We start from the raw sequence: 19451 nt of genomic DNA on the forward strand, positions 1-19451 counted from the left end.
GCTCGGCCGTGGGGCTAGCGCAGCAGGGGGTCGCGGGGCAGGCCGAGGATGCGCTCGGCGATCTGGTTGCGGGTGATCTCGGAGGTGCCGCCGGCGATCGTCATGCCCCGCCAGGCGAGGGCCGAGGTGCCGGCCGCGGCGCCGAGACCCTCGGCGAACGCCGCCTCGGGGCCGGCGAAGTCGAGGAACAGGGCGGCCACGGTCTGGCCGCGCTCGGCGAGGACCAGCTTGGTGATGTTGCCCTCGGGGCCGGGCTCGCCCCCGACGACGGCCCGTTCGGCGCGGCGCAGGTTCAGCAGGCGCAGGGCGTGGCCCTCGGCGACGTGCCGGCCGACCCGCTCGGCCGCCGCGGGGACGTTCGCGCCCCGCTCCCGGTACAGGTCGAAGACGTTGGCGACCTCGAACCCGCCGGAGACCCCGCCGCCGATGCTGACCCGCTCGTTGCCCAGCGTCGCCCGGGCCACCGACCAGCCCTCGTTCGGCGTACCGACGACGTCGGCGTCGGGGACGAAGACGTCGGTGAGGAACACCTCGTTGAACTCGGCCGTGCCGGTGACCTGCCGCAGCGGCCGGACCTCGACGCCGGGATGCGTCAGGTCGATGATCATCATCGTGACCCCGGCGTGCTTCGGCGCCGCCGGGTCGGTGCGCACGGTGGCGAATCCGCGCTGGCAGTACTGGGCGCCGCTGGTCCAGACCTTCTGGCCGTTGACGAGCCAGCCGCCCTCGACCCGGTCGGCCTTCGTCCGGATGCCGGCGGCGTCGGAGCCGGCGGCCGGCTCGCTGAACAGCTGGCACCAGATCTCCTCCTGGGCCAGTGCGCGGTGGACGTACCGGTCGATCTGGTCGGACGTGCCGTGCTGGACGAGGGTCAGGATCACCCAGCCGGTGATGCCGTAGGCCGGCCGCCGGACCCCGGCCGCCTGGAACTCCTGGTCGATGACGAGCTGCAACCCGGCGGGCGCCGCCAGGCCCCACGGCCGCGGCCAGTGCGGCTGGACGTACCCGGTGGCGATGAGTCGCTCGCGCTGCTCCGCCGCCGGCAGCGCCGCCACCCCCCGGGCGAACGCCTGCACGTCGGCGCGGGCCGCCTCCGCCTCCGGCGGCAGCTGCAGCGTCGACACGCGCGCGACGCCGGCCAGGCCCAGCCGGGTCACGTCCGCGGCGGCCGCCCCCGGGCGCAGCACGGACTCCAGCGTCGTCGCCCGGCGCTGCAGCAGGTGCGCGTCGTGTTCCCAGGTGTAACCGATGCCGCCGTGCACCTGGATGTTCAGCGACGCGTTCGCGGCGAACGCTGCGACGGCCAGCGTCGCCGCCGTCGCCGCGGCCAGCTCGAACTGCGCCGGCGGCGACCCGTCGCCCGCGGCACGGGCGGCGTCCCAGACGGCGGCGGTGCCGAGCTCCGCGGCCACCAGCATGTTCGCGAGATGGTGCTTGATCGCCTGGAACATCCCGATCGGCCGGCCGAACTGCTCGCGCACCTTCGCGTACGCCGTCGCGACCTCGACCGCCTCCAGCGCCCCGCCGACCGCCTCCGCGGCGAACAGGGTCCGGGCGAGGGCCTCGGCGCGGCGGGCCGCGCCCGTCAGCACGTCGTCGGCGCCGACGGCCACGTCGCGCAGGGTCAACCGGGCCGACCGGCGGGACGGGTCGAGCGCGGGGGGTACCTCGACGGTCAGCCCCGCCGCGCCCGCCGGTACCACCACGGCATCGTCGCCGACGACCAGCACGAACAGCGACGCCAGCCCGCCGCCGAGGACCACCCCGGCCCCGCCCGACAGCACGCCGCCGGTCAGGGTCAGGTCGTTGCCCGTGCCGGGGCCGCCGAGGGCGAGCGCGGCGACGGTGCCGCCCGCGGCCAGGCCCGGCAGGAACCTGGCCTGCTGCGCCGGCGTCCCGGCCGCCGCGATCACCGCGGCGGCGACCACGGTCGGGACGGCCGGGCCGGGCGCGACCGCGCGCCCCAGCTCCTCGACGACGACCACCAGCTCCGGCAGTCCGGCGCCGCCGCCGCCGTGCTCCTCGGGCAGGTGCAGGCCGAGCAGGCCCAGGTCGGCGAACTCCGTCCAGAACTCCGGCAGCGGCTCCTGGTCGGCCTCCAGGAGTGCGCGGTTCGCGGCGCGAGCCTCGTGCGACGCCAGAAAGGCCCGCGTCGTGCGGGCCAGCTCCCGGTGTTCCTCGCTGATCGCGATCGCCATGCCTGCCTCCTGGCAACTCGTCGCTGGTTGCGGCCCCGGCCCGGCCGCCGGACGGCCCGGCCGCCGGACGGGCCTGGCCGGCGAGGTGGGTCGCGCCAACCGTTGACGCGGACCACTCGCCGTTTAGTAGAGTAAATATAAGCCTCTTTTAGAGCCGGGTGTCAGCTGCTGGAACCCGGGACGGGAAGCGTGGGCCGATGAAGCATCCCTGGGACCGCCCGCTGGGCGTGTGGCACATCGCCGAGAACCATCCCGACCAGCCGGCGATCGCCGCGTGCCCCACCGGCGAGGTGCTGTCCTACGCGCAACTCGCCGGTCGGGCGCACCAGGTGGTGCACGCGGGGCGGGCCGCCGGCCTCGCCTACGGCGACGTGGTGGCCGCCGTCCTGCCCAACGGCCTCGACATGATCGTCTGGATGCTGGCGGCCAGCGAGACCGGCTGGCGGCTCACCACGCTCAACCCGATGGCGGCCGCGGCCGAGATCGAGACGATCGTCGCGCACGCCGGGGCCAGGGCCCTGGTCGTCTCCACCGAGTACGCCGAGCGCGCCGGCCGGGTGGTCTCGGCGCCGCTGCTGGTCAGCGTCGGCGGCGAACTGCCCGGCTACCGCCGCCAGGAGGACCTCGTCGCCGGCCACCCGACGACGAAGCCCGCCGAGCGCCGGGCCGGGACGCCGTTGATCTACACCTCGGGGACGACCGGGCGGCCCAAGGCGATCGCCCGCAACGCGTCGATGCCGGACGTCGACCCGGCGGACATGGCCGACGCGACGAAGCTGTTCAGCCAGGCGTTCCGGTTCCTGCCGCTGCAGGGTGCGCACCTGATCTCCGCGGGCATGCACCACGGCGGCTGCCAGGGCTTCTTCATGGGCGCGCTCCACGTCGGCCAGGCACTAGTGATCATGAAGAGGTTCGACCCGGAGGAGACGCTCCGGCTGATCGAGAAGTACCGGATCACCACCGGCTACCTGGTGCCCACCCAGTTCGTCCGGCTGCTGCGCCTGCCCGACGACGTCCGGACCCGCTACGACCTGTCCAGCCTCCAGGTGGTCGTGCACTCGGCGGCGCCGTGCCCGCCGGAGGTCAAGAGGCAGATGTTCGCCTGGTGGGGCCCGGTCATCTGGGAGACCTACGGCGGCACCGAGGGCGCCGCCACCATCGCCAAGCCGCACCACTGGCTGGCCCGGCCCGGTACCGTCGGCCGGCCCGTGCGCGGCGTGCGGGTCCGCATCCTCGACGCCGACGGCCGCGAGCTCGGCCCCGGCGAGCGGGGCACCGTCTACATCGACGCCGGCGCCCGGACGTTCGCCTACCGCGACGACCCGGAGCAGACCGAGCAGGTGTACCGCGGCTCCGCGTTCACCATCGGCGACATCGGCCACCTGGACGCCGACGGCTTCCTCTTCCTGTCCGACCGCGCCAAGGACATGATCATCACCGGCGGCACGAACGTCTACCCGGCGGAGGTCGAGGCGGCGCTGCTCGGTCATCCCGCCGTCGCCGACGTCGCCGTCGTCGGTGCTCCCGACCCGGAGTGGGGCGAGCAGGTCCGCGCCGTCGTCCAGCCCGAGCCGGGGGTCCGGGCCGACGACGAGCTGGCCGCCGAGCTCATCGCCTACTGCCGGGCGCGGCTCGCCAGCTACAAGTGCCCGCGGGTCGTCGAGTTCCGCGCGGCGCTGCTGCGCACCGAGACCGGAAAGCTGTCCAAGGCCGCCATCCGGGCGCAGCTGTGGGCGGGCGTCGACCGCAGGGTCTGACGGGCGGGCTCCGTCGAGAGTCGGCGCGGCCCGTGGAGGAAGCAGAGATCATGAAGGAGACGGCAACCGTGACCGACCTGACCGAGGGCAAGATCTGGGCGAACTCCGGCGACTCGCACATCCTGGAGCCGCCGGACCTGTTCTCGTCCCTGCCGGACGACGTCAAGGCGCTGCTGCCGCGCAGCGTGAAGGACCCCGGCGGCGCGTTCGAGACGATCCACATCGACGGCCAGGAGTTCCGCCGGGAGCTGCCGCGCCCGGCGCCGGGTGCGCCGAAGAAGAAGGGCCTCGGGATCAACGCCCGGCCGGTCGACTCCACCGAGGACGACTTCCTGCGCCGCGCCCTGGGCGGCAACGACGCGGCCCACCGCCTGCGAGACCTCGACGACGAGGGCATCTGGGCGGAGGTGATCTACCCGTCGCTCGGCATCTGGACCTTCAACATCCGCACGCCGAAGGTCGTCCGGTACGGCGTGCGGGCGCTCAACGAGTTCGCGTTGGACTTCCAGCGCTCCTCGCCGCGTTTCGTCTGCGCGGCGTCGATCCCGCTGCTCGACGTCGACGACGCGGTCGCCGAGATCCGCCGGGCCAGCGCGCAGGGGTTCGCCGCCGGCTTCCTGCCGACCCGCCCGCCGCTCGGCCGGCCGCTGTGGAACGACGAGGAGTGGGACCCGATGTGGGCGGCGTTCGCCGAGACCGGCACGGTCGTCGCCTTCCACATCGGCACCGAGCCGCACGACCCGACCGAGCGCACCGGCGTCTACTACCGCGGCCGCGGCGGCGCCGTGCTCAACTACGTCGAGACGACCTACGGCGGCCAGCGCGCCGTCACCCAGCTCATCGCCGCCGGCGCCCTCGACCGCCACCCCGAGCTGCGCGTCCTGGTCTCCGAGGGCGGCGCCACCTGGGGCCCGTTCATCGCCGACCGGATGAACGAGGGCTACCGCCAGCACAGCGCCGCCGTGCGCCCGGTGCTGTCCAGGCCGCCGTCGGAGTACCTGTTCGACCAGGTCTACGCGTCCTTCCAGCACGACGGCTCGGCCGTCGCCGCGCACGTGGCGATGGGCTGGCGCAACGTCCTGTGGGGCAGCGACTACCCGCACTTCGAGGGCACCTTCGGCCACACCCAGAAGACGCTGCACGAGCTGTTCGACGGCGTCGACCCGGTCGCCAGCGAGCGCATCCGGATCGGGGCGTTCCACGAGCTGTTCCCGCACGTCCCCCTGCCGCCCGCGGCGGCGCCGGCGAGCTGACCGGCGCCCCGCCGCCCGGACCCCGCCGCCCGGACCCCGCTTCTCGGCGCGGCCCGGGCGGCCCGGCGCGGGTGACGCCGGTCACGTCGCCGGCGTCCTCCACTCGCAAGGTAGCAGATGAAATGTAGTACTGATTACAGCGGCGGAAGGACCGTCGGGGCGAGCGCGTGTCCGCCCCGGGCCGGCAGGCACCACCTCGGCCGGACCGAGGCCGGGAGCGTGGCCGCCGATTCGCGGAGGGCCAGGAACCCATGACCTCGCTGACGCAGCCGCCCGGCATCGCGCTGCCACCCGTCGAACGGCTGCGGCCCGGGCTTTGGAGCATCCCGGTGCCGCTGCCGACCGCCGGCCTGCGGCACGTGTTCGTCTACCTGTTCGAGACCGACGCCGGCGGGTACCTCGTCGACTCGGGCTGGGACACCGCCGAGGCGTTCGACGCGCTCGGCGCGGGTCTCGCCGTCGCCGGCTACCGGATCGGCGACATCCGCGGCGTCATGCCCACCCACATGCATCCCGACCACTACGGCCTCGCCGGCCGGATCCGGGCGGAGTCCGGGGCCTGGGTGGCGCTGCATCCCGCGGACGCCGCGCTGCTCGGCCAGTTCCCCCGCGAGCCGGCCGAGATGCTCGCCGGGCTGAACCGGCTGCTGGCGCGCGCCGGCGCGCCGGCGGGCGAGATCGAGGCGCTCAACCGGGTGGCGCTGCCGCCGGGGCCGATGCCCGCGCCGGCACTGCCCGACGTGCTGCTCGCGGACGGCGACCGGCCCGACATCCCCGGCTGGGACCTGCGGGCGGTCTGGACCCCCGGGCACTCGCCCGGGCACCTGTGCTTCTGGGAGCCGGCCAACCGGGTGCTGCTCTCCGGTGACCACGTGCTGCCGCGGATCACTCCGAACATCCCGTTCTCCCCGGTCGGCGACGCGGATCCGCTCGGCGACTACCTGTCCTCGCTCGACCGGCTCGACGACGCCGACACCTTCCCGGCCGCCGAGGTACTGCCCGCGCACGAGCACCGGTTCCCGGACCTGACCGGCCGCCTCGCCGCGCTGCGCGACCACCACGACCAGCGGTTCGGCGAGGTCCTCGCCGCCCTGCGCGCCGCCGACGGCACGGCGACCGCCTGGGACGTCTGCCGGCAGATGACCTGGTCCCGTCCCTGGGACCGGATCGAGGGCTTCATGAAGCGCGCCGCCCTCGCCGAGGCGCTCGCCCACCTGCGCGTCCTGGAACGCCGGGGCCTCGTCCGCGAGGTCGACGGCGAGCCGCCCACGTGGCGTCTGCTCGCCAGCTGAGGGGAGCGGCCACCGTGGTCTCCGACAGCGCCCCGACCACCGACAGCGCCCCGACGACCGACAGCGCCCCGACGACCGACAGTGTCGCGAGCCTCGCCGAGGACCGCGCCCGGCTGCGGCGCCGCTGGTACGACTGTCGGCTCGCCCCGCCGACGGGTCGAGGGCCAGGAAAGGACGACGATGAGGATCGACTCGAACCTTGGCGGCGACCTGCGTACCGTCCAGGACACGGCCCGGACGCTGGAGGACGCCGGCTACGGCGGGCTGTGGATCGGTGAGACCCAGCACGACCCGTTCCTGTCGTCCCTACAGGCGATCAACGCGACCCGCACCGCGACGGTCGGCACCTCGATCGCGATCGCGTTCGCGCGCACCCCGATGACGCTGGCGAACATCGGCTTCGACCTGGCGCAGGCCAGCGAGGGCCGGTTCGTGCTCGGGCTGGGCTCGCAGGTCAAGGCGCACATCGAGCGCCGATTCTCGATGCCCTGGTCGCGCCCGGCCGCGCGGATGCGCGAGCTGGTGCTGGCGATGCGCGCGATCTGGGCGTGCTGGCAGGACGGCACCAGGCTCGACTTCCGCGGCGACTTCTACACCCACACGCTGATGACGCCGTTCTTCTCGCCGCCGGCACACGCCTACGGCCCGCCGCCGGTCTACCTCGCCGGCGTCAACGAGCTGATGACCGAGGTCGCCGGCGAGGTCGCCGACGGCTTCTTCCTGCACCCGTTCACCACCTCCCGCTACATCGAGGAGGTCACCCTCCCGGCGCTGCGCCGCGGCCGGGCGAAGGCCGGCCGGGTCGGCCCGGACGGTGAGGGCACGCTGGACGGCTTCACCCTCGCCGGGCCGACCTTCGTGACCGTCGGGCGCGACGAGGTGGAGCTCGCCGCCGCGGCGGCGGGCACCCGCGGTCAGATCGCCTTCTACGCGTCGACGCCCGCCTACCGCGGGGTGCTCGACCTGCACGGCTGGGGGGACCTGCAGCCCGAGCTCACCCGCCTGACCAGGCAGGGCCGGTGGGCGGAGCTCGGCGACCTCATCGACGACGACATGCTGCGCGCGTTCTCCGTCGTCGGCACGCCCGAGGAGGTCGGTGAGCAGCTCCGGGCGAAGCTGACCGGCGTCTACGACCGGGCGACGTTCTACACGGCGTACAAGGTCGCCTCGGAGATCTGGCCGGCCCTGCTCGACGCGTCGCGACCCGAGGGCGCGCCCGCCGGACGGGGCGAGTGACGGCGACCGAGCCGGCGCTCGCCCGGCCCCGGCGGCATCAGGCCACCCGGACCCGCCGGCCAGGGATTCCCCCGGCCCCCCACGGGCGGTGCTCCCCTCAGGGCGTGAACAGCCTGGTCGTCTCGATCACCTTGGCGTCCTCGACCGTCCCGTCGTCCTTGACCGTGCCGATCTGGACCTCCGACGAGCAGACGTTCGGCAGGATCGGAACGGCCTTGCCGTCGCAGGTGTAGGTCGCGCCGTCGCCCAGGAAGAGGGGGACGTTCTTCGCGGACCTGAGTTGCTGGGTGATGGCGGCAGATGTCGGGTCGCCGGTGAAGCCCTTGAACAGGTTGACGAAGGACAGCAGGGTGATCGCGCCGGCGGACTGGCTCGCGCTGACGGCCGGGTCCGGGTCGACCTTCGAGTTGTAGGTCCTGGCGATCGCGCCGTAGAGGGTCGCATCCGTGGTCGCTGTGTCGGTGGTTGCGGTCGCGGTCATGACCGAGCCGGCGATGACCGGCTTGTAGGCCTTCAGGGTGGTCGGATCGATGCAGGTGTTGATGATGTAGCGCGGCAGGTCGAGGTTCAGCGTCTGGTAGGCCTGCAGCCAGGAGGTGCAGAACGTCAGGTCGCCGACCATGCTGATCGCGTCCGCGCCACCCTTGACCGCCGCCTGCATCTGCGGCGTCATGTCGGCGGTGCCCACGGGCACCGCGATGGTCTGGAACCCGACGCCCGCCTTGCGGAAGACGATGCCGCCGATGCCGTTGACCGCCTGCAGGACCGCCGGCCCGTCGGTGGCGAGCATCGCCATCTTCCTGACGCCGTGGTCGTGGGCGTAGGCGGCGAACGCGGCCAGCCCCACCGAGAACCCGCCCGTCAGCGAGAACGCGCCCGGCTTGGTCAGCTCCTCGGTCGAGGTGCCGCTCAGCGAGACGTAGGGGATCTTGGCCGCGGTCAGCACCGGCACGACCGAGGCGCCGTTCGCCGTGAACGGGCTGATGACCGCCGCGACGCCGCGGTTGACCATCTGGTTGGCGCAGTCCTGGGTGCCGGCCGGCGTCTCGCCGCCCTGGCAGATGAACAGCGCGATCGGGCGGCCGGCGATGCCGCCGCGGTAGGTGTTGGCGTACTTCAGGGCCATCTGCATGCCCTGCTCGATTCGCTGGAACTGCGCGGACAGCACGCTGTCCGAGGCCGACGCGCTGATGAGCCCGATCGTCACGGGAGCGCCCTCGGCCGGGCTCGGCGCGCCGAGGACCTGGGCGGCCGGGGTCGCGCCGGCGCCGTCGGACCCGCCGCCGCTGTCACCGCCGCCGCAGGCCGTGGCGGCCAGCGACAGTGCCAGCGCGCCGCTGATCAGCCAGCCGCTCCGGCGAACCGTGCGTAACAGGCCCATTCGACCCTCCTGCTGGTTGTGCGGAGACGTGCGGCAGGCACCTTCCGTGCGCCGCCGACCCGGCTCTCCGCTGGTTTGACGAAACCGCGTTCCGAAGGTCACGCGGGGTCCTCCGGTCTCCTCGCCGTGCCGGCCGGGTCGGAGCTGCCGGCCGGGTCGGAGCTGCCGGGGGTCCCGGTCGTGCCGAGGTAGGCGGCTTCGAGTGCGCCCGGGTCGTCGCGGAGCTCGGCGGCCTTGCCGGTGAGGGAGACGTCACCGTGCACGAGGACCATGGCAGTGTCGGCGACGTCGAGCGCGAGGTGGACGTGCTGCTCGACGAGGACGATCGCGGTCCCGGTCTCGTCGGCGACCGTGCGGACCAGCGGCATGAGCTGCTCCACGACGATCGGGGCCAGGCCCATGCTCATCTCGTCGATGAGCAGCAGCCGCGGCCCCTGCACCAGCGCCCGGGCGACCGCGAGCATCTGCTGCTCGCCGCCCGAGAGCATCCCGGCCCTGACCTTGGCGCGGGTGCGTAGCTGCGGGAACAGGTCGAGGACCCCGCTCACCGTCGCGCCGCCCTTCCGGGCGGCGATCGCGATGTTCTGCAGGGTGCTCAGGTTCGTGAACAGCGCCCGGCTGTCCGGCACCAGCACCACGCCCGCGCGGTTCATGCGGCGGGCCGAGCCCGCCCGGACGTCCCGCCCGTCGACGCTGATCGAGCCGCCGGTCGGCGCGAGGAACCCGGCGAGCGTCAGCAACAGCGTCGTCTTGCCGGCGCCGTTCGGCCCCAGCACGGCCAGGATCTCGTTGCGGCCGAGGGTGATGCCGATGCCTCGGGCGACCGTGGTGCGCTGGTAGCCGACGCAGAGTTCTTCGCAGGCCAACGCCACGCTCATGACGCCATCTCCTTCGCCGCGTGGTTCGGGTCCGCCGTCCGGTTCGGGTCCGCCGTCTGGTTCGGGTCCGCCGTCTGGTTCGGGGGCGCCGCTTCGGTGGCGTGTGCCGCGTGGGTCGAGCCGAGGTAGGCCTCGGCGACCCTGGGGTTGGCCCGGATCGCCGGCGGCGGGCCGCCGGCGATCTGCCGGCCGAAGTCGAGGACGTGGATGATGTCGCACAGGTCGAGGACGAAGCGCATGTCGTGGTCGACGAGCACGATCGTCACGCCGCGGTCGCGCACCGCCCGCAGCCGCACCGCCAGCCAGGCGCTCTCCGTCGGGTCGAGCCCGGCGGCCGGCTCGTCCAGCAGCAGTACCTGCGGTCCGCTGGCCAGCGCGCGCGCGATCGAGACGAGCTGGCGTTGGCCCTGCGAGAGCTCGCCGACGCCCCGGCCACGCTGCTCCCACAGCCCGAGCGAGACGAGCAGGTCGTCCAGCGACGGCGCACCCGGCCGGGCGGCGTGCTGGCCGGCCATCAGGTTCTCCTCGACGGTGAGGTCCTCGTAGAGGTCGAGGCCCTGGAAGGTGCGGGCGAGCCCGTGGCGGGCCCGGCGGTGCGGCGGCAGGCCGTCGAGCCGCTGCCCGGCCAGGGTGATCTCGCCGGCCGCGGCGGTGAACCCGCAGGTGGCGTCCATCATCGTGGTCTTGCCGGCGCCGTTCGGGCCGATCACGCCGACGATTGTTCCGGGCGCCACGTCGATCGTCAGGTCGGACAGCGCCGTCACGCCGCCGTAGGTGACGCCCACCCCCGAGATGGACAGCCGCGCTCCGACGAGCATGCGCTCCCCGTCCACCGGCAGACCCCCGTCCACCGACGGGACGCCTACCGACGGGACGCCGTCCACGGACGGACCAGCGTCCGCCGCTGTGGGGGCCGGGGCGGTCGGGCCGGCGCCCCGTCGGCTTCGGCGCCGTTTCTCGGCCGCCAGGTGCGCCGGTCCGACGATGCCGTCCGGGTTGCGGATCACGACGAGAATCAGGCCGAGGCCGCTGACGATGCCGTACCACTCGCCGATGTCGATCGTCCGGGACAGGAAGACGTAGAACACGCCGCCGATCCCGAGCGCCCCGGCGAGCAGCCCGCCGGACACCGAGGTGATCCCGGCCAGGAACACGGTGGTGAAGACGCTCAGGCCGAGCAGGGCGCTGAACGAGGTGAACGTGACGGTGGTCTGCTTGTAGGCCGTCAGGCAGCCGGCGAGGCCGGCGATGAACGACGCGATCGCGAAGCCGAGCAGCTTGACCCGGACGACGCTGATCCCGGCCGCGGCGGCCGACCGTTCGTCGGCGCGGACCGCCAGCATCGCCGAGCCGAGCCTGCTGCGCCGCAGGTGGGCAACGCCGATGGCGACCGCGGTCAGCACCGCGAGGCACAGCAGCCCGAATTCCGGGCGCGGGAACGCCTTGCCGGTGCCGATCCCCAGGTCCAGACCGAAGATCGACGGGTTCGCGATCGGGGCGCCGCCGGTGCCGCCGTTGAGGTCGTTGTTGCGGAACCAGAGCGCCTCCAGGGCGACCGCGAGGGTCAGCGTGACGACCGCGACCAGCATGCCGCGGATCCGCAGTGCCGGCAGGCCGGCCAGCACGCCGATGACGGTGGCTCCGAGCGCGGCGAGGATCGGCGAGATCGGGAACGGTATGTGCCAGGCGTGGCTGAACGTCGAGAGCAGGAACCCGGCGGCGCCGGCCAGTGTGAGCTGGGCGAGCGAGACCTGCCCGACGTAGCCGGTCACCACGACCAGCGAGAGCCCGAGCACGCCGGCGATGAACGTCTCCATCAGCGCGCCGCGGTAACTGTCGTTCGCCACGTAGATCGCGACGACGGCGAGCGGCACGAGCACCACGGCGGGCTTCCAGGCCGACCGCGGACGCGGCGCGCGGCCCAGCGTCCGCTCCAGAAGCATGCCGCGGGTCGGCAGCGGCCGGCCCTGGATGACCAGCACGGCGAGCACGATCACCAGGGGGATCAGCTCGGCGACGCCGCTGCTGGGGAACCAGTCGGCCCGGCTCTGCAGGTAGACCGCCTCGGACTGCAGCGCGCCGATGCCGATGCCACCGAGGACGGCGGGCGCGAGCAGGGTGAACCGGCCGAGCACGGCGGCGGCCAGGGCCGGGACGATGAACAGCGTGTAGGTCCCGGGCACCAGCGGCACCAGCGGGGCGATCAGGATGCCGGCGATGCCGGCGACGGCCGCGCTGATCGCCCAGTTGGCCAGCGCGATCAGGTCCGGTGACAGGCCGCTGACGAGCGCGCCGATCTCGGTCTCGGCGGCGGCGCGGGTCGCGGTGCCGAACCTGGTGAACCGGTAGACCGCGGCGAGCACGGCGGCGATCAGCAGGATGACGGCGACGAACCAGAACCGGTCCGACAGCAGGCTCACCCCGCCCGCTTCCCAGGTCCGGCGCGGCAGGATCGGCGCGACCAGGATCTGGTCGCCGCCCACCTGCATGGTGATGACGCCGGTGAACAGACCCATGAGCCCGAGTGAGGCGACCGCCTTGGCCACGGCCAGGTGCGCCCGCAGCGGGCGGAACACCAGCACGTAGAGCAGCACGCCCAGCGCGGCCTCGAACAGGACCGTGATGAGGATCGCCGGCCAGAGCCCGACCGGCCCGGACAGGCCGATCGTCTCCGGCAGTCCGGGAACCGGCACCAGGATCTTCCCGTCGCGTAACAGGGCGTAGGTGTACGCCGCGTGTAACGACAGGGCGCCGGTGCCGAAGTTGAGTACCCCCGAGCTTCGGTAGGTCACGACGAGTGCCAACGCCAGAGCGGCGAACACGGCACCGTTCCCCAGGCCCAGAAGGACGAAGTTCAGATGGTCTACCACGCTCGCTCCACCGGTTCGGACGATCAGGCAGGGTCGCTCAGTGACGTCCGTCACTAGAAGCTCGGGAGGGACCATAGCATTATCCGACTAATGATTGATGCTTTTCCGGTGGCGAGGCATGGCGGCGCCGGACGGGCGGCGGTTCGGGGGTGGTGGGTGCCGGTGGACGCGGCCGCGGGTAGGACAATCGTGCTCATCGGCGCGAGCGCCGACCGGCGGCTCACGGTCGTGGACAGTCCCCGTGCGCCGATGTCGTTCCGGCTCGGCTCTCCGGGTCCCGGGCCAGGCCAGGCCACGGCAGGTCAGGGCAGGTCGGGGCAGGGCAATCGCGGGGACTTTCCCGGTCGTTCCGCCGCGAAGTGTCACGCATCGTGTAATTGGTGAGGTCGCTGCGTGACATCATGGTGGATGTGACCGACGACGCACTGTCCGCTTTCGGCCTCCGCCCGCCTGTCGAGGTCGAGCCGGACCGCCCGCCGGTCACCTTCGCCTACCTGGTCCAGGTCAGCTCGGACGGCAGCCGGTGGGTGGCCGACCGGACGGAGCCGTCGGGCGGTTTCGAGCACAGCTCGGATACCGCGGCGCAGGTCGCCCGCCAGGTCCTGCATCGCCGCTTCGTCCAGTTGCGGGCCGACGAGGACGCCCGGTGGCGCGATCTGTGGTTCCGCGCCGACGTCTGGTCCCTCGACCAGTCCGCCGGCCCGGGCCACGCCGGCCGGCCGGCCCCGCCGGCGGTCCCGGCCGGCTGGGCGCTGTCGGGGCGTCATCTACAGACCCACGGGATCACCCCGGACGCCGTGGAGGTGCGCACGCCCGCCCAGGTCCGCCGCGAGGTCGGCCGCTGACCGGCCCCGGCCAGCACCGACGGCTGCCGTCGGCGTCGAGGCGGCGGGCGGCGTCAGGATGACGGCCAGGGCGAGGGACGGCCGCCAGGCCGCAGGGGGTCGGCGGCGGGTGTCAGGTGGGTAGATAGCCGGGCAGGCCGCCCGGGCGCCGGCGGCGGCGCAGGACGACGCGGCGCGACCCGTCCGGGAACAGACGCAGGCGCTCCAGCTCCCAGTCGCCGAACTCGGCGTGCATCGTCAGGATCTGCACGGCCGCCCGGCGATCCGTGCCCGGCGGCATGTACAGCTTCTGGTATTCCAGCTCGACTCCAGCCAAAGCGACCTGACCTCGACGTGGCGACCGATGGACCGTGGCGACCGATGGGACTGTTGCGAACGACGGGACCGGCTCGGACGATGGAGCCGGCTCGGACGATGGAACGGAGCGTGGGGCAGGACCACCGTGCGGTCCCACCACGTTAACTGTCCGGCTACCTCCCGCGAGGGTCTGCGGCGCGGCGGGGACCCGGTTGTTGCGGGTTCCTGCCGGGGCGCGTGGGCCTCAGGGGACGTAGGAGAGGGTGAAGGCCAGCGTGGCGTAGAGCGCCATCGCCGCGGTCGAGGCGACGAGCGCGAAGGTGAAGATCTCCCGGCGGGCGGTGACCAGCGCCGCGACCAGCAGGAACGGGAAGGCGCCGTAGACGTAGCGTTCCGCCGAGTCGAGGTTGCTGCCGGTCAGCACGGCCGCGAGCACCAGCGCGCTCCACAGCACGTAGGAGACCGGCAACCGCCGGGCCATCACCACCAGGCCCACCAGGGCGAGCAGCAGCCACGGCACGTGCAGACCCGTGCCCAGCTCGCCGGAGAAGGTCCCGCGGGCGGCGTGCCACAGCACCGACAGGGGGTTGCCGGTGCTGCCGTGGCGGGCCTCGTCGCGCTGAAGGGTGAACGGCGCCAGGCCGTCGCCGTAGGTCCGGTCCGACCAGAGCACGTAGATCGCGGCGCCGGCCGGTGCCGCGAGGACCGCCATCAGCCGGCGCAGCAGCTCCCGCCCGCCGATGCGGCCGGCCGACGTGGCGTCCCACTGCGTCCCGTCCGCCGCGGTGGCCCGCCGTGTCCCGTTGCCGGCGGTGGCCGGTGGGGGGCCGAGGCGGCGCAGGCCGGGCCAGGGCAGCCCCCGGGCCGCCTCCACGGCGACGGGGACGGCCAGCAGCACGCCAAGCGGCCGGCACAGTCCGCCGAGCAGGGCGGCCGCGGCCGCAAGCTCCCACCGGCGGCCGCGCGCGCCGAGGAACACCGCCACCGCCAGCAGCCCGGCCAGTGCCTCGGCGTATCCCATGACCAGGACGAACGCGGGCGGCGCGAGGGCGGCGAACCAGATCAGCCGGAAGGTCGCCTCCGCACCGAGCCCCTCCAGGCGGGCCAGGCGCACCAGCGCCAGGGCGAACCCGAGGGCACACAGGTTGACCACCAGCAGCAGCACGATGCCGACGTGGGCACCGGCGCCCGGCAGGTGCGACAGGACCCGCACCAGCGTGGGCAGCAGCGGGAAGAAGCGGCGGCTCTCGTTGCCGGCGCCGCTGTAGCCGACCTCGGCGATCGTCCGGTACCAGCCGGCGTCCCAGCCGAGCAGGTCGGTGGTCTGCAGCCGGGCGCCCTGGTCGCCGCGGGCGTTGTCGGCGATGAACTTCGTCATCGCCAGGGCGGCGCCGACGACCAGGCGGGCGGCGAGCCAGGCGAGAACGACCTCCCGCAGGCACCACGGGTCGTCCTGGCGGAGCAGGACGCGCCGCCGGGACGCGGTGTGCCGCCGAGACGCGGCAGTGGTGGGAACCGGCGGGGTGGTGGCGGGGTCGTGCGCGGGGGGCGTCCCCGTTCCGGTTGCCGGGCCTGGGCCCGACTGGGGACCGGGGTGGGCGGACGTCCCCCGCGCGCTGGTCACTGCGCCTGGAAGCGGAGCAGCGAGTAGTTCTCGGACACCTTCGCCGGCAGACCCTGCTCCATGACCTCGTCCGCGTGCGGGCGGGCGTTCTGCAGGGCGCCGCGGACCACCGTGCACAGCTCCTCGTAGGTCCGGTAGGAGCCGGAGCCGGCGAGGAAGACGGTGTGCTGCGGGCCGGCCTCGGTCACCGCGCGCCGCGCGATCGCCTGGCCGTCGGCGGCCTTGTTGCGATCCTCGTAGTCCACCCAGTCGACCCGGTCCGGCGGCGCGTACGTCGGCACCACGTACACCTTCAGCCAGGAGGGCACGGTGCGGGCGAGCCCCGGGCCGAGCTGGTCGGGGCAGACCAGCATGACGTCGCCGGGCTTGGCGAGCCGTTGGAGCACCTGGGCGGCCTCGCCGGCCTGCGACCGTTCCCGCCGGATGTCGGTGGTGCCGGCCAGCAGGCCGACCAGGGCCGCGACGGCGATGACCCCGTGGAACACCCGCCGGTCCCCGATGACGGTGGCACCCAGGCCGATGACGAGCAGGAACGGGACGAAGGCGGTGGCCGTGTACCGGTCGGCCCAGGCGTTGCCGACGAGCTTGCCGGCCGTCACCGCGACGACGAGGGTGCCCGTCGCCAGGAAGAACATCGTGCGGCCCGGTTCGAGCCCGCGCAGGTCGATCAGGATGAACCGGCCGCCGGGGCTGCGCCCGGCGATCCCGGCGGCGGCCAGGCCGGTGATGAGGAACAGCAGCAGGCGGCCGAGGGTCGTCGGGCCGCCCGCCCACTGGCCGTAGGCGTGGGAGATCGCCGCGTAGCTGGCCGGCTCGCCCCAGGGGGTGCCGGTGTGGGCGAGCTGGTCGAAGAAGTTCGGCAGCCACGGGGAGAAGACGATCGCGCCGCCGATGACGCCGAGCAGCCCGTAGACCGGCCCGCGCCGCTGCGCCGTCAGGTACCGGCCGGATGTCTGGGACCGGCCGGACGTCTGGGACCGGCCCGACGACGCCGACCGGCCGGACGAACGATGGCTGCGTGCGCCGGGTGGGCGGGCCGTCGGGCCGCCGTCGGCCACCCCGGCACCAGGCCGCGCCAGGGACGCCGTCGCCGGCAGCGAGGAGCCCGGCCCGTTCGGCGCCGACCCCGGCCCCGCCGACCCCAGCCCCGATGCCCCCAGCCCCGATGCCCCCAGCCCCGACGGCGACACGGCTCCGGGCGGCGATGGCGCCCCGGCCGCCGAGGCCACGCCGAGCTGGCGGGCGCGGCGAGCGCGGTACCAGGGGCGCAGGGTGAGCAGCCCGATCAGCCACACGGCGACGGTGAGCAGCAGGTACAGGCACCAGTAGTGGGTCAGCGCCAGGCAGCCGGCGGCGAGGGACAGGCCGATCACCGAGCGCACCGACGGCGCCCGCAGCACCCGCTCCAGGGCGAGCCCGCCGAGCGCGGTGAGCAGCACGATCAGGCTGTACATCCGGGTCTCGGTACCGAAGTACAGCGCGAACGGCGAGGTCAGGTACAGCACGACGGTGACCTTCGCCGCGCGGACGTTCACCACCCGGCGGGCCAGCACGAACAGCGGCCACGCCGCGGCGATGTTGATCACGGCGGACAGGGACCGGACGGCGAGGTTGGTCTCCCCGAACACGGCGATCCAGCCGTGCAGCACCAGGTAGTACAGCGGCGGCGAGCCGTCCTGCAGCAGGCCGTCCCACATGGTGACGCCCGACCCGCCGAGGGGGAGTCGGGCGATGGCGACGCTCTGCGCCTCGTCGAGCCAGAGCGCCTGGTTGGCGGTGAAGCGCACGATGACCGAGGCGGCCACGAGCACCCCCACGACCACCGCGAACACCCGCCCCGCGCGGTCGGGTGCGTCCCCGACCCGGTCGACCGGCCCGGGGAGCTGCTCCGCCGGCCGGACCGCGACATCCGTCACGGTCAGTCCCTTCCGTCCACGTTGCCCGCGGTGCGCCGCGGCCAGCCGGGCCACGATCCGGCCGACCAGGCAGGTCCGCACCCGGTGCAGGTCTCGTGCGGCCGCCCCCGCGCCGCGGCGATGCCGGGCGGACGCGGGGAGCAGACCGCGGATTGCATGCCGGGGCGGTGGGCTGGCCCCCGAAGCCGCCGCCAGGGCGCGCCGGGTGGGCGCGGAGCGTACCGTCCCGCATTCTGAACGGGTCGGCCGCCGACGGCACGCCGACAGGTGCCGCGCGCCGACGACCGAAGGCCCCGGCCAGGTCCTTCGTCGGCGGGAGGGCTCGGCCCATCCGGGTGTTCCGGCGGGCCGAGCCGTCGCGCTGCGCAGGTCGGTCCGGGCGTCAGCGCTTGGCCGCGCCGCCGGACGACACCTCCTCGTGGTAGTCCTCCTCGACGTTGACCTCCCAGACGTCGTGCTTCGTGCCGTCGATGATGTTCTCGACGGTCAGCATGGCGGTCAGCATCGAGTGGTCCTGGTTGTTGTAGCGGTGCATGCCGTTACGGCCCACCGGGTGCACGTTCGGCGCGTTCTCGGCCAGCCAGGCCCGAATGATATCGACGTTCTTCTTGTACTGCATGTCGTAGTACGGGTACGCCTTCGGCATCCGCACGACGTATCCCTGCTCGACCTGGGAGGCGCGGATGAGCCCGAGCTCGACGAGTTCCTTGGTGGCGAGCTTGACGAGGTCCTCGTCCGAGCTGCTCCACGTCTCGTCGCCCTCGAAGACGAAGTACTCCAGCCCCAGGCAGGTCCGCCCGTCCTTCACCAGGAACGGCGACCAGGAGGCGAAGTTCTGGATCCGGCCCACCTTGACCGTGGGGGAGTGGATGTAAATCCAGTTGTCCGGGAAACCGGCCGACTCCGGCACCACGAGGGCGACGGTGAGGAAGTCGCGGTACTTCAGCGCGTTGGCCGCGGCCAGGACGTGGTCGGGCACCGGCGGGTCCATCACGCGGACCAGCGACGAGAACGACATCGACGAGATGATCTCGTCGGCGGGGTACTGGTACTCGCTGCCGATGTCGGTGCGCGACGACTCCGGCGCGCCGGCCCCCGGGCCATAGCCGCCGGTCACCGTGGTGGTGACGCCGGTCGCGCGCCCCCCCTCATGGTGGATCTTGCGGACCTTCTCCTCGAAGACCACCCGACCGCCCTGCTTGACGATCTTGTCGGTGGCGGTCTCCCACATCATTCCGGGCCCGTACTTCGGGTACTGGAACTCCTCGATGAGGGAGGTGATGTCGGTCTGGTTCCGCTTGGGCAGCACCGAGTTCACGATGGCGTTCATCATGGACAGGCTCTTGATGCGCTGCGCCGCCCAGTCCGACGGCATCTCACTGACCGGAACACCCCACAGCTTCTCGGTGTAGGTCTTGAAGAACGTGCGATAAAGCCGCCAGCCGAAGCGGGCCACCAGCCAGTTCTCGTAGTTGCTCTGGTCGGCCGGCGGACGCACGCGGGCCGCGGCGTAGGAGGCGATGCAGCGTGCCGCCTCCACCAGGCCCAGCCCGCCGAGTGCGTTCGTCGCCTTCAGGGGGTAGTCGAAGAACTTCCCGTTGTAGTAAATGCGGCTCGATCGCGGTCGGAGCAGGAAGTCCTCGTCCGGCAGGATCTCGTGCCAGAGCTTCTCGACCTCGGGCACCTTCGTGAAGAAGCGGTGGCCGCCGATGTCGAAACGCCAGCCGTCCCGCTGCGCGGTACGACTGATTCCGCCGACGACCGAGTCACCCTCGATAATCGTCACGGGCACGTCCCGTTTCACCAGCTCCCAGCCGGCGGACAGACCTGCCGGCCCGGCTCCGATGACGACTACCTCTGGCTTTTCGGTCACTGTGCCGGACCTCTCCTCAACGCACCTTCAT

At 73.3% G+C, this 19451-nt stretch carries 13 protein-coding genes; 5 read left to right on the forward strand and 8 right to left on the reverse strand.

Annotated features, from left to right (window positions below; translation table 11 throughout):
• Positions 1–14: 14 nt before the first annotated feature.
• On the reverse strand, positions 15–2198 hold the full coding sequence (locus FRAAL_RS12360) for an acyl-CoA dehydrogenase family protein (RefSeq protein ID WP_041939231.1): 2184 nt from the start codon (positions 2196–2198) through the stop codon (positions 15–17).
• Positions 2199–2395: 197 nt separating this feature from the next.
• Here FRAAL_RS12360 and FRAAL_RS12365 point away from each other — a divergent pair, with 197 nt between their 5' ends.
• From FRAAL_RS12365 to FRAAL_RS12380, 4 genes are all read left to right on the forward strand, one after another.
• Entirely contained in the window at positions 2396–3955 is a 1560-nt protein-coding gene (locus FRAAL_RS12365; protein WP_041939232.1) for an AMP-binding protein, read from the forward strand.
• A gap of 50 nt (positions 3956–4005) precedes the next feature.
• Entirely contained in the window at positions 4006–5208 is a 1203-nt protein-coding gene (locus FRAAL_RS12370) for an amidohydrolase family protein (protein ID WP_050997109.1), read from the forward strand.
• Positions 5209–5459: 251 nt separating this feature from the next.
• Positions 5460–6500: an MBL fold metallo-hydrolase gene (locus tag FRAAL_RS12375; protein ID WP_011603989.1), complete on the forward strand. Its 1041-nt coding sequence runs from the start codon at positions 5460–5462 to the stop codon at positions 6498–6500.
• 180 nt (positions 6501–6680) lie between these two features.
• Entirely contained in the window at positions 6681–7736 is a 1056-nt protein-coding gene (locus FRAAL_RS12380) for an LLM class F420-dependent oxidoreductase (RefSeq protein WP_011603991.1), read from the forward strand.
• Positions 7737–7833: 97 nt separating this feature from the next.
• On the opposite strand, the gene FRAAL_RS12385 is transcribed toward FRAAL_RS12380, so the two are convergent.
• From FRAAL_RS12385 to FRAAL_RS12395, 3 genes are all read right to left on the reverse strand, one after another.
• Complete coding sequence (locus FRAAL_RS12385; RefSeq protein ID WP_011603992.1) at positions 7834–9117, reverse strand: ABC transporter substrate-binding protein; 1284 nt, start codon at positions 9115–9117, stop codon at positions 7834–7836.
• Positions 9118–9215: 98 nt separating this feature from the next.
• Positions 9216–9995: an ABC transporter ATP-binding protein gene (locus tag FRAAL_RS12390; RefSeq protein ID WP_041939233.1), complete on the reverse strand. Its 780-nt coding sequence runs from the start codon at positions 9993–9995 to the stop codon at positions 9216–9218.
• Entirely contained in the window at positions 9992–12865 is a 2874-nt protein-coding gene (locus FRAAL_RS12395) for an ABC transporter permease subunit (protein WP_157892078.1), read from the reverse strand. The genes FRAAL_RS12390 and FRAAL_RS12395 overlap by 4 nt, the downstream gene beginning before the upstream one ends.
• 380 nt (positions 12866–13245) lie before the next feature.
• Here FRAAL_RS12395 and FRAAL_RS12400 point away from each other — a divergent pair, with 380 nt between their 5' ends.
• Positions 13246–13710: a hypothetical protein gene (locus FRAAL_RS12400; RefSeq protein ID WP_231861618.1), complete on the forward strand. Its 465-nt coding sequence runs from the start codon at positions 13246–13248 to the stop codon at positions 13708–13710.
• 112 nt (positions 13711–13822) lie between these two features.
• On the opposite strand, the gene FRAAL_RS12405 is transcribed toward FRAAL_RS12400, so the two are convergent.
• The 4 genes from FRAAL_RS12405 to FRAAL_RS12420 all read right to left on the reverse strand — a co-directional run bounded on the left by FRAAL_RS12405 (position 13823) and on the right by FRAAL_RS12420 (position 19420).
• On the reverse strand, positions 13823–14026 hold the full coding sequence (locus tag FRAAL_RS12405) for a DUF5703 family protein (protein ID WP_009737761.1): 204 nt from the start codon (positions 14024–14026) through the stop codon (positions 13823–13825).
• A 225-nt stretch (positions 14027–14251) separates the two neighbouring features.
• Positions 14252–15631, reverse strand: coding sequence for a glycosyltransferase family protein (locus FRAAL_RS12410; RefSeq protein WP_011603994.1), 1380 nt, complete (start codon positions 15629–15631; stop codon positions 14252–14254).
• Positions 15628–17547 (reverse strand): glycosyltransferase family 39 protein, encoded by a 1920-nt coding sequence (locus tag FRAAL_RS12415; protein ID WP_041940467.1) that lies wholly within the window; start codon positions 17545–17547, stop codon positions 15628–15630. Before FRAAL_RS12415 ends, FRAAL_RS12410 begins: the two co-directional genes overlap by 4 nt.
• Before the next feature lie 382 nt (positions 17548–17929).
• A complete protein-coding gene (locus FRAAL_RS12420; protein ID WP_011603996.1) occupies positions 17930–19420 on the reverse strand; it encodes an NAD(P)/FAD-dependent oxidoreductase in 1491 nt (496 codons plus the stop codon).
• Between the last annotated feature and the right edge of the window lie 31 nt (positions 19421–19451).

The sequence above is a fragment of the Frankia alni ACN14a genome, assembly GCF_000058485.1.
GTDB lineage: Bacteria > Actinomycetota > Actinomycetes > Frankiales > Frankiaceae > Frankia > Frankia alni.

Excerpts from the sequence above, each read along its gene's own strand:
- FRAAL_RS12370 (WP_050997109.1), top strand. The coding sequence starts at position 4,006 with ATGAAGGAGACGGCAACCGTGACCGACCTGACCGAGGGCAAGATCTGG.
- FRAAL_RS12375 (WP_011603989.1), top strand. The coding sequence starts at position 5,460 with ATGACCTCGCTGACGCAGCCGCCCGGCATCGCGCTGCCACCCGTCGAA.
- FRAAL_RS12380 (WP_011603991.1), top strand. The coding sequence starts at position 6,681 with ATGAGGATCGACTCGAACCTTGGCGGCGACCTGCGTACCGTCCAGGAC.
- FRAAL_RS12360 (WP_041939231.1), bottom strand. The coding sequence starts at position 2,198 with ATGGCGATCGCGATCAGCGAGGAACACCGGGAGCTGGCCCGCACGACG.
- FRAAL_RS12385 (WP_011603992.1), bottom strand. The coding sequence starts at position 9,117 with ATGGGCCTGTTACGCACGGTTCGCCGGAGCGGCTGGCTGATCAGCGGC.
- FRAAL_RS12365 (WP_041939232.1), top strand. The coding sequence starts at position 2,396 with ATGAAGCATCCCTGGGACCGCCCGCTGGGCGTGTGGCACATCGCCGAG.
- FRAAL_RS12390 (WP_041939233.1), bottom strand. The coding sequence starts at position 9,995 with ATGAGCGTGGCGTTGGCCTGCGAAGAACTCTGCGTCGGCTACCAGCGC.